This window comes from Nonomuraea antimicrobica, assembly GCF_039536965.1.
GTDB lineage: Bacteria > Actinomycetota > Actinomycetes > Streptosporangiales > Streptosporangiaceae > Nonomuraea > Nonomuraea antimicrobica.
Window position 1 is genome coordinate 33,436 of record NZ_BAAAZP010000086.1, and the last position, 14,241, is coordinate 47,676.

Annotated in this window: 13 protein-coding genes; 3 read left to right on the forward strand and 10 right to left on the reverse strand. The window is 72.9% G+C overall.

The features are described from left to right. Positions 1-89: 89 nt before the first annotated feature. From ABD844_RS22570 to ABD844_RS22585, 4 genes are all read right to left on the reverse strand, one after another. Positions 90-563, reverse strand: coding sequence for an Lrp/AsnC family transcriptional regulator (locus ABD844_RS22570; protein ID WP_344881168.1), 474 nt, complete (start codon positions 561-563; stop codon positions 90-92). A gap of 24 nt (positions 564-587) precedes the next feature. Then, on the reverse strand, positions 588-1,181 hold the full coding sequence (locus tag ABD844_RS22575) for a GTP-binding protein (protein ID WP_344881171.1): 594 nt from the start codon (positions 1,179-1,181) through the stop codon (positions 588-590). A gap of 258 nt (positions 1,182-1,439) precedes the next feature. Beyond that, the gene (locus ABD844_RS22580; protein WP_344881174.1) at positions 1,440-2,306 is read right to left on the reverse strand and encodes a terpene synthase family protein; all 867 of its coding nucleotides are present in this window, start codon (positions 2,304-2,306) and stop codon (positions 1,440-1,442) included. 179 nt (positions 2,307-2,485) lie between these two features. Next, positions 2,486-3,220: an SDR family NAD(P)-dependent oxidoreductase gene (locus ABD844_RS22585; RefSeq protein WP_344881177.1), complete on the reverse strand. Its 735-nt coding sequence runs from the start codon at positions 3,218-3,220 to the stop codon at positions 2,486-2,488. Positions 3,221-3,287: 67 nt separating this feature from the next. Here ABD844_RS22585 and ABD844_RS22590 point away from each other — a divergent pair, with 67 nt between their 5' ends. Next, positions 3,288-3,890, forward strand: coding sequence for a TetR/AcrR family transcriptional regulator (locus ABD844_RS22590; protein WP_344881180.1), 603 nt, complete (start codon positions 3,288-3,290; stop codon positions 3,888-3,890). A gap of 34 nt (positions 3,891-3,924) precedes the next feature. Here ABD844_RS22590 and ABD844_RS22595 read toward each other — a convergent pair whose 3' ends face one another. The 4 genes from ABD844_RS22595 to ABD844_RS22610 form a co-directional block, all read right to left on the reverse strand. After that, complete coding sequence (locus ABD844_RS22595) at positions 3,925-4,773, reverse strand: hypothetical protein (protein WP_344881184.1); 849 nt, start codon at positions 4,771-4,773, stop codon at positions 3,925-3,927. A gap of 56 nt (positions 4,774-4,829) precedes the next feature. After that, entirely contained in the window at positions 4,830-7,475 is a 2,646-nt protein-coding gene (locus tag ABD844_RS22600; protein WP_344881187.1) for a DUF7824 domain-containing protein, read from the reverse strand. 128 nt (positions 7,476-7,603) lie between these two features. Continuing rightward, entirely contained in the window at positions 7,604-8,563 is a 960-nt protein-coding gene (locus ABD844_RS22605; protein ID WP_344881190.1) for an NAD(P)H-dependent flavin oxidoreductase, read from the reverse strand. A gap of 57 nt (positions 8,564-8,620) precedes the next feature. Then, positions 8,621-9,031, reverse strand: coding sequence for a hypothetical protein (locus ABD844_RS22610; RefSeq protein WP_344881193.1), 411 nt, complete (start codon positions 9,029-9,031; stop codon positions 8,621-8,623). Positions 9,032-9,206: 175 nt separating this feature from the next. Between ABD844_RS22610 and ABD844_RS22615 the strand changes: the two genes are divergently transcribed. Together ABD844_RS22615 and ABD844_RS22620 are read left to right on the forward strand one after the other, a co-directional pair. Next, positions 9,207-9,404, forward strand: coding sequence for a hypothetical protein (locus ABD844_RS22615; RefSeq protein ID WP_344881197.1), 198 nt, complete (start codon positions 9,207-9,209; stop codon positions 9,402-9,404). A 55-nt stretch (positions 9,405-9,459) separates the two neighbouring features. After that, entirely contained in the window at positions 9,460-9,609 is a 150-nt protein-coding gene (locus tag ABD844_RS22620; RefSeq protein WP_344881200.1) for a hypothetical protein, read from the forward strand. Between the two features lie 577 nt (positions 9,610-10,186). Here the strand turns inward: ABD844_RS22620 and ABD844_RS22625 are convergent. Then, positions 10,187-13,333: a helix-turn-helix transcriptional regulator gene (locus ABD844_RS22625; protein ID WP_344881203.1), complete on the reverse strand. Its 3,147-nt coding sequence runs from the start codon at positions 13,331-13,333 to the stop codon at positions 10,187-10,189. A 124-nt stretch (positions 13,334-13,457) separates the two neighbouring features. Then, positions 13,458-14,237 (reverse strand): protein phosphatase 2C domain-containing protein, encoded by a 780-nt coding sequence (locus ABD844_RS22630; protein WP_344881206.1) that lies wholly within the window; start codon positions 14,235-14,237, stop codon positions 13,458-13,460. Between the last annotated feature and the right edge of the window lie 4 nt (positions 14,238-14,241).

A 14,241-nucleotide genomic window follows, 5' to 3' on the forward strand; every position in this document is an offset into this window, starting at 1 on the left:
GCTCACCCCCGCGCCCGTCAGGAGCCGCCGCGCTGAGACCGCTCGCCCTCGCGCCCGTCAGGAGCCGCCGCGTCCGCCTGTGTGGTCTGCTACGAGTCGTCCGAGCCGGGGGACGGCTCGGCGGCCACCTCGGGGGCGCGGTGCTCGTAGGGGGTGCTCAGCACGACCGTGGTGCGGGTCGAGACGTTGGCCGAGGCGCGGATCTGCTGCAACAGGTCTTCCAGCGCGACCGGCGAGGCCACCCGCACCTTGAGGATGTAGCTCTCGTCACCGGCCACGCTGTGGCACGCCTCGATGGCGGTCAGGTGGGCCAGCCGGTCGGGGGCGTCGTCGGGCGCGGCGGGGTCGATCGGCTTGATCGACACGAACGCGGTCAGCGGCAGCCCCACGGCGTCGTGGTCGATGATCGCGGCGTATCCGCGGACGACTCCCCGCTTTTCCAGCCTGCGTACGCGCTGGTGCACCGCTGAGACCGAGAGCCCGGTCTCCCTGGCCAGGTCGGTGAAGCTCATGCGGCCGTCGCGGGCCAGCAGCGTGACGATCCGGCGGTCGATCTCCTCCATCGGATCAAAGGTAGCCGGTGATGGTCACAACATGGTCCCGACGGGGGTGACGCCCCGCCGCATGGCGTGCTCGACCAGCGTGATGAGCACTTCCCTGCCGGAGTCGCGGCGGCGGGCGTCGCAGCGCACGATGGGGACGTCCGGCTCCAGGCCGATCGCCGAGCGCACCTCGCCCACGGTGAACGCCGAGGTGCCCTCGAAGCAGTTGAGCGCCACGATGAAGGGCTGGTCGCGCTTCTCGAAGTAGTCGACGGCGGGGAAGCAGTCTTCCAGGCGGCGGGTGTCGGCCAGCACCACGGCGCCGAGCGCGCCCATCGCCAGCTCGTCCCACACGAACCAGAAGCGCTCCTGGCCGGGGGTGCCGAACAGGTAGAGCATGTAGTCGTTGCGGATGGTGATGCGGCCGAAGTCCATCGCCACGGTGGTGGTGAGCTTGCGCTCCACGCCCGCCAGGTCGTCGACGTGCACCCCGACCTGGGTGAGCGCCTCTTCTGTGCGCAGCGGCCTGGTCTCCGACACGGCGCCCACCATGGTGGTCTTGCCCGCGCCGAATCCTCCGGCGATCAGAATCTTGATCGCGGTCGGCAGCCGCCAACGGTCTGAGCGACCGAACTCCATCCAGCACCGCCCGTACATTTCCCGCGCATGCGCGACCCCACCCCTGAGGTGCCGTGGTCAGTGGTACCTGTCAAGGCGCGCTGAGGAGGGTCGGTCCACATGCCTGGCAACGAGAACACCTTAGCAACGCCACATTTTCCACTCAAACCGCGAATTTTTACAAGAAACAAAATGTCACGGTTTGTAGCTGTAAGCGATGCCATTCGCTGATCTAACGGGAAGAGTCAAGATTTTCTGTCATGAATTCCGACAGACGCTTCACGTCGCAGGGCCGTAGCCGGGAACGCCGGTGAACCCGGCGTGGAAGCCCATCTGTCTTCGCAGGTAGGAGGCCGTACGGGGGCTGTGGAGGCGTACCGGCTCGATGAGCGTCTCGGCCTCGCGCGCCAGCTCGGCCATCGTCCCCGTCACCTCCGCCCGCTCCACGCCCAGCGCCAGCACGTTGAGGTCGCCCCAGCTCATGTCGCGGCGGTAGGAGGCGACGTCGCCCAGCAGGTGCAGGTAGCGCTGCACCTGCCTGCTGACCCCGCGCAGCTCCGCCAGATGCGCCCTCGACCAGTCGTCGGCCGTGTAGATCCAGTGCGACAGGTCCACGAAGGACGAGCCGCGGCAGTCGGCGTTGCCGACGTAGCCGGCCAGCGAGGGCAGGGCGCGCGTGTCACGCCACACCCAGGCCCTGGCCATGCCCGCCAGCATGGCGGCGAGCTGGTCGAGCCAGATCCGCTGCAGGTCGCCGAACTCCTTGACGGTGCCCAGCTCGTCGCGCAGGTCGGCGAGGAACCGGGTGACCGCCGAGCGCGGCGCGGCCCCCTCCGCCACCTCCAGGCACTCGTCCGTCAGGCGGTCGACCTGCGCGCAGGTGATCGCGGTGTGGTCGACGAGCCGGTCCACGGCGCTCACCCACAGGGCGGCGCGGTTGACGACCTTCAGCCGTTCGGCTCCGGCCCAGGGGGCGCTGAAGGCGGTGGCGAGGGTCAGGGTGTTGAAGTAGTCGGGACCGAAGGCGGCCGCCGGGAACAAACCCACATAAATCTGGGCACATCTCCGCAGATCCCTGCCACACTCGGCGGCCAGCGCACATGTCTCGCCGAGCCCGAACGCCTCGTCCAGCTCGTCGTCCGGCACCCTAGGGCCGCTCGATCGGCTCGCGGATCATGTGCGAGGGACCTCCTAACACCCCGGATATACCTGCCGGGAAATTGTTTCATGATCGCGTGCTTCCGATCAAGGCATCAGCGGAGTGGCCGATCAGCCCGCCACGCTGCCCCTTCAGGCAGGTGCCCGGCCCGCCCGGCAGGGCGGCTCTAGAGGTTTCCGCCGCCGGTGGCGTCGAGGGTGGTGCCGGTGACGAAGCTCGCGTCCGGCGAGGCGGCGAACGCGACCACACCGGCGATCTCGTCCACGTGTCCCACCCGGTTGAGCGCATGCCTGGACGCCGCGTACGCCTGCCCTTCCGGGTTGCCGCGCAGCCAGCTCGCGTTGTTGTCGGTGTCGATGATCCCGGGCGCGACGTTGTTGACCGTGATGCCGCGCGGGCCCAACTCCTTGGCCAGCGCCAGCGTGAACACCTGCACCGCGCCCTTGGTCATCGCGTACGCGATCCCCTCGGGGAAGGCGATGCGGGCCACACCCGAGGTGATGTTGACGATCCTGCCGCCGTCGGGGATGAGCGGCAGCACCTGCCGGGTGAGGAAGAACAGCCCTTTGACGTTGACGGCGAACAGCCGGTCGTACTCCTGCGGCGTCTCGTCGGCGATGGGCTTGGACATGCCGATGCCCGCGTTGTTGACGAGCACGTCGAGCACGCCGGTCTCGCTCCCCACCCGCTCCGCGAGCCGGTGCACGTCCTCCGGCACGCCCAGGTCGGCCTGCACGGCGAACGCGGTGCCGCCGTCCCGTTCGATCAGCGCGACGACCTCCTTGGCCGCCGCCTCGTCCTTGGCGTAGTTGACGGCCACGTGGAAGCCGTCACCGGCCAGGCGCAGCGCGATGGCGCGGCCGATCCCCCTGCTCCCGCCGGTCACCAGGGCAGTCCTCATCTTGCGCTCTCTTTCTTTAGTGATCGATACAGAAAACATATCATAGTGACCGCTATAGAATCGGTGCATGGCGAGACAGCGGGCATTCGACCGGGAGGCGGCGCTGGAGAGCGCGCTGCTGGCGTTCTGGCGGCACGGCTACGAGGCGACCTCGGTCGCGGAGCTCACCGCCGCGATGGGCATCAGACCGCCCAGCCTGTACGCGGCCTTCGGCGACAAGCAGCGGCTGTTCGAGGAGGCGGTACGCCGTTACCAGGCCACCTACGGCGCCTTCACCGCCCGCGCGCTCGCCGAGGAGCCGACCGGGCGCGGCGCCATCGAGCGCGTCCTGCGCGAGGCCGCCCACGAGTACGCCGGCCCGGCGCACCCGCGCGGCTGCCTGATCATCACGGCGGCGGTCAACTGCGGGCCCGAGTCGGCCGAGGTGGAGGAACTGCTGAGGGGCTTCAGGAAGGAGGCGAAGGCGGCGCTCAGGCGGCGGATCGACGACGACGTGGCGGCCGGGCGGCTGGCGCCCGGCACGGACACGGCAGGGCTGGCCACGTTCTACGCCTCGGTGATCCAGGGCATGTCCACCCAGTCGCGCGACGGCGCCACCGAGTCCGACCTCCTGCGCGTCGCCGCCCTGGCCATGTCGGCCTGGCCTGCCGAGACGGCCGGACACCGCTGACCGTTCGCGCCTCCTGACCACCGCCCCCGCCCGGTCAGAAGCCGATCAGCTCGGGAGGCGACTCGACCTGGCCCAGCACGCCCGGCAGCACCGTACGCAACGTGCCGATCCGCTCCGGCGGCAGGTCGAGGCGGATCGTGAAGACCGTCTCGGTCTCCAGCTCGTCGGCCCCCTCCGTCGTCACCTCCACCACCAGCCGGTCGCCGTCGAGCGTCAGTGCCCGCACCGCTTCGCCGGCGGCGCGCATGCCCTGCCGCGCCACCCAGTACGCCTGGTCGTAACGGCCCACGTAGAAGTGCTCGCACTCCTGATCGTCGGCCCGCTCGGCGAGGTAGAGCGTCTGGTGGCCGTGGTCCTGCTGGTAAAGGAGCACACCCGCCGTCATCCCCGCGTCCGGCGTGTAGGACATCTCCCCGTTGATCGGCGGCGGGGGCGGCGGGGGGCGGTCGTCGGAGGTGTAGAGCCAGTGGTAGTTGTCGTCGTGGTCACCGGGCAGCCCGAGGGGCACGGCGGTGGGCAGCGCCGACGACAACCAGGCGGGCGGCTCCAGGCGGGGGAAGGCGGTCAGCTCCGCCAGCGCGGCCACCGGCGGCACCTCCTCGAACGGCGGCTCGGCGGACTGGACCCGCCCCGCGTAGGCCCGGGTGCCGGCCGCGAACTCCAGCTCGCAGGTGAACCAGGTGCCGGCGCCGGCCTCGTAGGACAGCTCGCGCATGAGCTGGAACGGCTCGTCCATGCCCTCGACGGGGATCTCGCGGCCGTCGCAGGTGACGACGGTACGCGCGTACGCCCCGACCTGGTCGCGCCGGACCTCCAGGCGCGACCAGGTCGGCCCGGCGGCGGCGCGCGCGAGGTCGCCGATCTCCATCCGCCTGGCGTGCACCGCAGCATGGCGGGATCGGTGACGCCTGGTCCGCCTCGGTCGTCTCCACACAGTGATCATCTCTCCTGTCCCATGGCACGGCCTGGGGCCGCGGTGAGGTGGTCGTGCAGGCGGCGGACCTCGCGCAGCAGGCCGCTGTTGCCCTTGCGGGCGGCCATCGCTCGTACTTCGGCGATCTCGCCGCGCGCCCCGCACCACTCGGCGGCCGAGGCGGCCAGCGCCACGAACCCGCCCAGCCCGTTGCGGGGCCGCTCGCCCTCCGGGGGCAGCAGCACCGGCAGCGCCGCCGCGGCGATCTCCCACACCTGCGCGTGCGCGCCCTGACGGGCCGCGGACTCCAGCGCCGCGACCATGTCGATCATCCGTACCTCGCCGGTCGCCAGCAGCAGCCCGACCTGCCGGCCCATCTCCCGCGCCGGCAGCTCGCCCCGCGCGGCCACCTCCAGCAGCACCTCCAGCGACTCGGGCATCTGCGGATCGCCCAGCACCCGCGCCAGCAGGAGCGCGAACGCCGCCCCGGCGGGCCCCTCCGAACGCGCCACGGCCAGCGCCTGCGCGGGCCCCACCCAGCTCGCGTCCCAATAGCGGATGAGCACGTAGGGTGCGAGGTGCGCCGCGGCCACCTCCCGATGCGCGGGCAAGGTCGCGGGCCACCACGCCACGTGCTCCGCCTCGGTGCGCTCCTCGACCCCGCCCAGCATCAGATCCACCAGCGGCAACCCGGTACGCCCGCCCGCGCACGTCGGCGTCAGGCGTACGTTGTGGTCGTGCCCCCGGTCGTGCCAGTCGTGCTCGGGCCCCGCGTTGCCGCACCTCCATTCCATGGCCACCGCGGGTTCCGGGCAGGTCCAGGCGGCCAGCACCCGGCCCGCCGCGGACGTCAGCCGGGCCGCCCGCCCGGCCGCCTCGGGATCCGGCGTTCGCGGCAGGCGCAGCAGGGCCTGCTGGAAGTCGGCGGCCAGCGGCTTGACCCCGGCCGCCTCCAGCACCTCCAGCCGCCGCACCAGCTCGGCCGCCGCCACGTGCCCCGTGTCGTGCGTGGGCGTGGCCAGGAGCAGCGGCGGCAGGCCGCCCTCCTCGACGGCACGCAGGATCTCGGCCGCGCGGTGCAGCAGGAGCAGGTCGGGGGCGGCCACGCGGGAGGTCGGCAGCAGGTCCAGCCACACGCGCCGCTTCGGCGCGGCCCCCGACAGGGAGAGCACCGCCCCCTGGAGCCACTGATCGGCCCGGCGCCAGCTCTCCTCCTGGTACGTCCAGCTCGCCCAGTCGAGCCGCTGCGGGCGCAGCGCCGCCGCCACGCCGTCCGGGTCACGCCCCGCCAGCGTCACGAACCCGGCCAGCAGCCGCTCCCACGCCTGCCACGTCCGTCCGCCGTCCTGGCTCGTCAGCCGGGCCAGCTCCGCCGGGGAGCCGGGAGGGGGTTCGAGGGCGCCGGCGCGTTCGGGGGCGGGCGGGAGTGGCGGTGGTACGTACGCGGGCGCGGCGTCGGCCACCGTGCCCCCGTCGAAGGCCAGCGCGGCCTGCCTGCCGAGGCCGGGTGGCAGCAGCTCGACGGCCTCGCGGATGACGGCGCGGCTCTCCTCGCCCATGCCGCCCACGTGGGCCAGGGCCACCTCGACGGCCATTTCCTGCAGCTCGGCGGAGTCGGCGGCGAACGCCCTGGCCAGCGGCGCGGCCACCGCGTCGGCCAGCTCGGGCGACCGGCGCACGGAAGCCCGCAGCCACGACAGGCCCGCGCGGACCAGCTTGCGCTCGGCGCGGAACAGCAGCGACTCCCATGCCTCGGCCAGATCATCGGCGCTCAGCCCGCCGGTGGCCCGCATGTCGGCACTCCCTGTTCCTTCCGCGGGGGTGCCGCCGCTCTGGGGCGCGAGGGCGCGCAGCCGCTTGACGGCCAGGTCGGCGACCGGGCCCGGCGCGGCGGGCAGCAGCCGCAGGTAGTCGCGGGCGTGCCCGGCCACCTCGGCGGGCGAGGGGTCGAGAGCCTCGTGCAGGCGTACGAAGAAGCGCAGGTCGATGGGCGTGCCCCCGCGCAGGAAGCGGCGCAGGCACCCCACGATCAGCGCCTCGCGCTCGACGCGGCCCGCGTCGGCCAGGTCGAGCAGCGCGCCCAGCCAGCCCGCGTCCGGGGCGTTGTCCCACTGCAGCACCCGGCCCACGCCCTCGGCCTCGAACAACCGCGGCAGCAGGTGATCGAGCAGCGGATCGTCACCGAGACGCGACGGGGAGCCGTTCGCCCAGCCCGCGACGAGCACGTCGTGGGGTGGCGGCGTGATGCCGGTCCGGCGCAGCAGGGCCAGGGCGAGCGCCATGCCGCGGTCGTCGGCGACGCGCGTGCGCAGCACCAGCCGCTCCGCCAGGTCGGCCCGCCAGGCGGCGGGCCGGTCGGCGAGCACGGTCAGGACGAGGTCGACGTCGTTGTCGGGCCCGGCCCACTGGGGCGCGTAGTCGCGCCGATAGAGCCAGGAGGCCACGGCCGCGGCGCCGCCGAGGGTGGCCGCGCCCGCCACGCGCAGCACGACGGCATAGTCGACCAGGTCGCGGTCCCATCGGTCGAAGCGGCCCCGCAGCTCTTTCAGCAGCTCCGGCAATCGAGCCGCCACCTGCTTGCGCGCCTCCCCGCCGAGCGCCACGAGCTGCTCGGTGAGCCGTTCGGCGTGCCGCCCCTCGATCAGCTTCCTGATCTCGTTCCAGTGATCCATGGCCGGGACAGTAACGATCGCCGCCGACATTTCCCGATCATCGACGCTCCCGGCTCACTGGTTCCGGCTCACTGGTTCCGGCGCGGTGGGTGACGGACGAGCGGGAACGGCGTCCCCCGGTCGGCGGGTCAGCGGCGTCCGGCTCGGGTCAGCGCGTCCTCGGCCTGGGTGGCCATCGCTGTGACCAGGTCCTGCGCCGAGGGCAGGTCGGTGATGAGGTCGACGGCCTCGCCCGCCCAGACCGGCAGCGGGGGGATCGCGCCGCGCGCCACGTCGTCCCGGTAGTCCTGACGGGCCTGGGGATCGGCGGCCAGCTCGGCCTCCCGGCCGCGCCAGCGATCGAGGTAGGGGTGGCCGAGGGTGCGGGCCGGGTACTTCGACGGCCACGCAGAGCCTCGTGCGATGTCCAGCACGGTGCTCCGCTCGGTGTCCTGGCCGCGTCCCTCGATGATCGCCCTGGTGATGGCGGGATCGACCAGGGCCTCGGTGGTGGCCTGGAAGCGGGTGCCGACGAGCGCTCCGGCGGCGCCCAGCACCAGAGCCGCCGCCACACCGCGTCCGTCGGCGATCCCGCCCGCCGCGAGCACCGGCACCGGAGCCACGAGATCCACCACCGCGGGCACGAACGGCAACGTGGACCGCCCGCGCGCGGCCCCGTGCCCGCCGCTCTCGGCGCCCTGCGCCACGATCACGTCGGCCCCCAGGTCGACGGCCCGCCTGGCCTCGTCCAGATCGGTCACCTGAAGGATCAGCAGGGCCCCTGCCCGGCGAACCCGCTCCGCGTAGGGGCCCGGGTCGCCGAAGGACAGCATCACGGCCCTGGGCTCGTAGCTCAGCGCCAGGTCCACCGCGGCGAGATCGATCCCCCAGGTCAGGAAACCGACGCCCCACGGCCCTTCGGTGGCCGCGACGATCGGCACCTCCCGTGCCAGCCACTCGGGGTCGCCGTACGCGCCGCCCAGAATCCCGAACCCGCCACCCCGGGAGACGGCCGCGGCCAGCGCCCCACCGGCCGACCCACCCATCGGCGCCAGCGCGATCGGGTGCCGCACACCGAGCATCTCCGTGAACACCGTCGACAACGTCATCTCCACATCATCCCGTCCGGGGGAAAGGAATCCGCGGCCGGCCGTCGGCAGACATTCTTAGCGAAAGCTGAACCAATGAAATGTGAGGCAGCCGAACGTGAAGTATGAAAGGCCATGGACGTACCATTCTTGCCCTTTTCGCATGGGAATCGTAAAGCTGGTGGACGTCCCTCCCAAGCTCATGCGAATACATTCCTCACCCCCCTCTTTCACGGTGAGGAATGACCACGAACCGGTGTCCGTGGCTCCGGCTCTGAGGAACAGGATGCCGTCGCTGTAGACGGTGACGGGATCTGTGCTGTTCCCGTTCCACACGGGTTGGAGAATGGCCTGGCCCTCGAACAACGCCTCTAGGTTGGCCTTGCCGTAGACCGTCAGGTCGCGGCTGATCGTCACTCCTTGTTCGGCGGTCATATCGTTGTAGGCATTCAGGTAGCCGTAAACGTAGAGCGAGGATTGGGCGGACATGGTTCCGGTGACCGTCAGCCCGTTCGTGCCGACGGTGGTGAGCTTGTTCGGGGACGCCAGGCCGACTGTCAGGTCGCTCAGGGTGGGGTTGTCGATGGTGATGGTGAGGGTCGCGTAACGGTCGGCCGTCTCGAAACCGGTGGCGCTTTTCGTGGACGCCTTCAGGGTGAAAGTGGTGTCGTTGGCGATCGTGCCCGCGGGGACGGTCCAGGTGGTCTCGGGGCCTTCGTGGAGGACCGTGCCGTCGCCGCCGTACAGGTGGAAGGAGTCGCCGTTGCTCTCCCAGGTGAGCGAGATGACGTCGCCGGCGTTGAACCTGGTCCTGGGGACGGTCGGCTCGTCCGGGGCGCCGGCCAGGAAGTTGTGCAGGTAGAAGGCGGGTTTCGCGGTGTTCCAGGTCAGGTCCTGGGGTGTCTTGGGTGTGTAATTTGCCGCTGGTCGTGCCGGAGGTTTCGGTGGTCGGGCAGGTGAGCGTGCTGCCGGGGGTGCCGGCGACGTTGCCGGTGATGTTGATGGTCAGCGGTGTGTCGATGAGGTCGAACCCCGGTATCGGTGGGGCCTGGAAGATGACGTGGTAGTAGTTCGTGGCCGGGTCGAGGCCGAGTTCCAGACCGGTCCGCACCTGGGCGGACGCGATGCTCCATTTGCCGGTGATCGAGGACTGCGGGTTCTCGGTGAAGTACGCGCCTCCGTCGTCGGGTGCGCTGACCGGGACGGCGATGTCGATCTTTTTGCAGTAGATCTTCTGGCCGGCCGGGCTGGAGACGGTGATGTCGATGGTGTTGGCGGCGGGTTTGTCGGGGGTGCCCGCCTGGAGGGGGGCGGTGCTGGTCGTGTAGTGCAGCAGGGGGGCGTTGGGCATGGGGAATGGCCTCCTGGCGGGTGTCCGAAGGGTGTGAGTGACCTCGATGCGTGGCGGTGCGCCTCAACGCCCGTTGGTGACGCACCGCAGAAGATCACCTCTAGATCCAATCGCCGGTGTTGGAGCGTGACAATGGTTCTCAAGGAGGCGAGAAAGGGTCGATTCAGTGATGTTCTCTGCGTCTTGACAAGCCTGTGGGCCGTCGTCGGATCCGGCGTCACGGACGCGGGCGAATCTCGGGACCGGCCGTCGCCCAGCTCGTGACGGCTGCGGAACCGGGCCCGCGGCGGTGGTCAGGTCGGCCCGGTGTGGGCGGCGAGCTTGGCGGCCAGGGCGACGCGGGAGCCGATGCCGAGCTTGGTGTAGATCTTCCCGAGGTGATACTCGACGGTCTTGACGCTGATGAGCAGTTCCCTGGCGATCTGCCGGTTCGTCAGGCCTCCGGCCACAAGCATGGCGGTGCTGAGCTCCTGCGGGGTGAGCCCGAGCCGTACGGTCGCGACCGGCTCCAGCCCGCACGCCTCCAGCTCGTGAACACACCGCTCGACCAGCGGCCGCGCCCCCAGCCGCTCGAAGATGGCCCGCGCCGCCCCGAGCCGTTCGGCCGCCGCCTTACGCCGTCCCGTACGGCGTAGCAGCCTGCCCAGGTCCAGCAGCACCCGCGCCTCCTCCAGCGGGCACACCCCCGCCCCCACCAGCGCCAGCGCCCGCCCGAACCGCTCCTCGGCCTGGTTTGGAACGTTCCTGGCCGCCAGCAGGAGCCCGCCGAGCCTGAGCCGCTCGGCCCGCCGCCACTCCGTCGTCCCCTGTTCGCCTGTCCGCTCCGCCACGTCCTGCCGTGCCACCGCCCGATCGCCGTCCCCGTCCCCGTCCCCGTCATCGCCCTCCGCCGACGCCCCACCCTCGTACGCGGCCAGGAACGCCGCCGCCTCCTCCAGCCGCCCGTCGGCGACCAGCGCCTCGATCCTGGCCGGACGCGGGTCGGGCACGAACACCGGGACCACCAGCCCACCCGGCACGGACCTGCCTCCCTCGGCCCAGTGCCCCGCGCCCAGGAGCTCCATGGCGAGGTCCGCCTGACGTTCGCCCATCGCGTGGCCCATCCGCCGGGCGGCCTCTCCTGCGGCGGTGGCGTGGGCGAGGGCACGTTCCCGATCTCCGCGGGCGGCCAGGGGGGCCACGCACGCCACCGCCAGGCACGGCAGCAGCCACCGTTGCCCGAGCGCCACCGCCTCGGCCAGTGCCCGCTCCGCACGCGCCGCGGACTCGTCCCAGCGCGCCAGGCCGTGCTCGGCGACGGCGAGCAGCGCCTCGGCCGGCAGCCGGTGGTGCGGCAGGCCCGCCGTCCCGGCCGCGGCCACGACCCGCTTGAGCACGGCGTACGCGAGGCCGGGCTCGTCCCGTGCCAGGTGCGCCAGGGCGTCGGCGAGGCTGTCGCCGTCCTGAGAACCGGCCGCACCGGATGCCCCGCCCACCGTCACCACGCCGCCCTGCCGGGGACTGGCGGCTCCGGGTGCCCCACCCGCTGCCACCACGCCGTCCGGCCGTGGACTGGCGGCTCCGGGTGCCCCGCCCATCGCCACCGCGCCGCCCGCCCGAGGGCTGCCGAGTGCCCCGGACAGGGCCAGGACGTCGTACGGCCGGGCTACCGCGCCCTGGATGGGCTGCTCGATCGCCAGCCGCGCCCAGTCCGCCGCCGCCACCGGGTCCCCCGTGACCAGGTGCAGCCAGGCGAGCTGCTCGGCCACGTCGGCGGCGAACCCGGGCTCGGCGTGCCGCCACGCCTCGGCCAGCAGCTCGTACGCCTCGTCGAAGCGCCCGGCGGCCAGGGCGAGCCGGCCCAGCACGTACCGGCGTACCGGGCGCGGGTCGGCGTTGTGCACGGCGGCCAGCGCGGCCGCGCGGATCACGTCGCCCCCGACGAGGACGTGTTCCATCGCGGCCGTACGCAGCTCGTCGCGGCGCCCCGCCGACTCGGTGAGCCCGGCGGCCAGCTCCAGATGGGCGGCGGCCTCCTGCCACTGCCCGTGTTGTGCGGCCTTGGCGGCGAAGCTGGCCAGCTCCTCGGCCAGCACCTCGTCGGGCCCTCCGGCGGCGACCGCGCGGTGGCGCAGCCCGGCGCCGGTGTCCTCGGCCAGCCGGGACGCGGCCAGGTGCAGCCGTGCCCGCGCACCCACGCCGATGCCGTCGTACGCGGCGGCCACGGCCAGCGGCTCGGGGAAGCCGATCAGGCGGCCGGGCAGCTCGCGCAGCAGCCCGGCGGCGACGGCCTCCTCCAGGGCGTTCAGCGGCTCGTCGATCCCGGTGGCGACGGCGGCGGCCACGTGCAGCGGGCACCGTCCGCCCAGCACGGCGCACGCCTCGACGAGCCGCCTGGTGGCGGGGGCGCAGGCGTGCAGGCGGCGGGCGAAGGGCCGCTGGTACGTCGCGGGCGCCGGGAGACGGGCGCCGGAGTCGTCGAGGACCGCGAGGGGCAGCACGTCCAGCAGGGCACGGGCGTGCAGCGGATTCCCCAGGGTGTGCTCCCGCAACCGCGCCGCCGCCTCCGCCCCCAACGTCGTCCGCGCCGCCGCCTCCATCCCCGACGTCGCCGTGACCACGACCTCCGCCCTTGCCGTGACCATGAACGGGGCCACGAACGGGGTCACGAACGGGGCCATGAACGGGGTCACCACCGCGGTCGCCCCGTCCGTACCCGGCCCGTGAGCGGACGGCGCGAGCCCTGCGACGAGCGCGGCCAGCTCGGACGCGCTCAGCCCCGCGAGCGCGACGCGCAGCGTGCCGTCACCGCGAAGCAGCCGCCTGAGCCCCTCCGGCAGCCAGGGATCGGCCGCGTCCCGGCAGACGACCAGGACGAGCACCCGCCCCGACCGTACCCTCCGCAGCGCGTAACCGAGGGCCCGCAGCGACGGCCGGTCCGCCCACTGCGCGTCGTCGACGACCAGCGCCAGCGTCTCCCCCTCCGGAACCCGGGCCACGACCTCGCAGATCGCCTGCCCGGCAGCGCACGCGTCCGGCTCCCCCACCGGCCCCGTCACGGCTTCGACAAGCCGATCGTCCCGGCCGGGACCACAGCCGGGACCACAGCCGGAACCGCCGCCGGGCCCCCGTCCGGAACCCCGTCCGGAATCGCGACCGGAATCGCAACAGGAACCCCGGCCGGAACGGCGGCCGGTCGGCGCCCCCGTCGCGCCGAGCCCCAGCCGCACCGCCTCCTCCGCGATCTGCCGCAGCACCCCCAACGGCAGGTCCCGCTCGCCCTCCTCGCCGCTGACCGTCAGCACCCGCGCGCCCGCCTCCCCGTCGAGCGCGCGGTGCACCAGCGCCGTCTTGCCGATGCCCTCCGGCCCTTCGACCAGCACCCTCCGCGCGGCACCACCGGCCGCCGCACGCAGCTCCGTGCGCAGTAGGGCGACCTCTCGTGTCCTGCCGACGAACATGCGCACTCCCTCCGCCGCCCTCGAAATCCCAGAGCGGCGCAGGCCGTGCCTGATACACCTCGGCATACCCCTCGGCATACACCTCGGCGCAGGCGGCGTGAGCCCGTCCCCAGGTGACGGCGGTTCAGTCTCCCAGGCGTCCCCAGGCGGCCGTGGCGTCGTCGTGAGTTTTGCCCCAGACGGGCCCGCGCGCCGTCTCCAGCTCCCGCACCGCCGCGATCAACGCTCCCGGCCCGCGCCCGGACAGCAGCTCCAGGACGTCCGCCCAGCTCCAGCCGTACCAGTCGGCGAGCCGTCCCACCCCGTCCGTGAACACCCCGACTCCGCGCACCGCGCTCCCGCGCGCCCCGGCCCCGTCCGGGTCCACCTCGCCGGTGACGCTCTCGCGGGCCGCCTCGGGCCGCGCCCCGGCCACCCAGAACCCGCCCGGCGCGTTCCGCAGCCGCCGCACCAGCTCCAGCGAGTACGGCCGCCCGCCCGGCAACCGCTCCAGCCGGTCGTCGCACACCACCCGCGTCCCACCGCCCACCAGCGAGAACACCACCGGCGAATCCCCCAGCACCAGGTACTCCAGCCGTTCACGGGAGCGCACCATGGCCACCGTCGCCGACGGCGAGTCGGGGTTGGCGAGATCGCAGGACGACGCGTGCGCCGCCCCGGTCGCCTCGATCGCCGACTCGAGGAGCGCCGCCAGCGGAGCCCCGTCACCGGCGGCCAGCCGCTCGGCCAGCGCGCCCCCGAGCCGCCCCACCAGCCAGGCCACGTCGTGCACGCAGCCGCTGTCGACCCCGGGCGGCGCCGTGGCCCCGTCGAGGACGACGATCCAGGACGGCCCGGCGATCACCAGATCCTCGTTGGGCCGCCCGGACCCGGGCCTGGTGGCGTACGTGATCTCCGCGAACATGACA

Coding starts and splice junctions, on each gene's coding strand:
- ABD844_RS22600 (WP_344881187.1), bottom strand. CDS start 7,475: ATGGATCACTGGAACGAGATCAGGAAGCTGATCGAGGGGCGGCACGCC.
- ABD844_RS22610 (WP_344881193.1), bottom strand. CDS start 9,031: ATGTCCGCCCAATCCTCGCTCTACGTTTACGGCTACCTGAATGCCTAC.
- ABD844_RS22605 (WP_344881190.1), bottom strand. CDS start 8,563: ATGACGTTGTCGACGGTGTTCACGGAGATGCTCGGTGTGCGGCACCCG.
- ABD844_RS22625 (WP_344881203.1), bottom strand. CDS start 13,333: ATGTTCGTCGGCAGGACACGAGAGGTCGCCCTACTGCGCACGGAGCTG.
- ABD844_RS22630 (WP_344881206.1), bottom strand. CDS start 14,237: ATGTTCGCGGAGATCACGTACGCCACCAGGCCCGGGTCCGGGCGGCCC.
- ABD844_RS22585 (WP_344881177.1), bottom strand. CDS start 3,220: ATGAGGACTGCCCTGGTGACCGGCGGGAGCAGGGGGATCGGCCGCGCC.
- ABD844_RS22570 (WP_344881168.1), bottom strand. CDS start 563: ATGGAGGAGATCGACCGCCGGATCGTCACGCTGCTGGCCCGCGACGGC.
- ABD844_RS22590 (WP_344881180.1), top strand. CDS start 3,288: ATGGCGAGACAGCGGGCATTCGACCGGGAGGCGGCGCTGGAGAGCGCG.
- ABD844_RS22575 (WP_344881171.1), bottom strand. CDS start 1,181: ATGGAGTTCGGTCGCTCAGACCGTTGGCGGCTGCCGACCGCGATCAAG.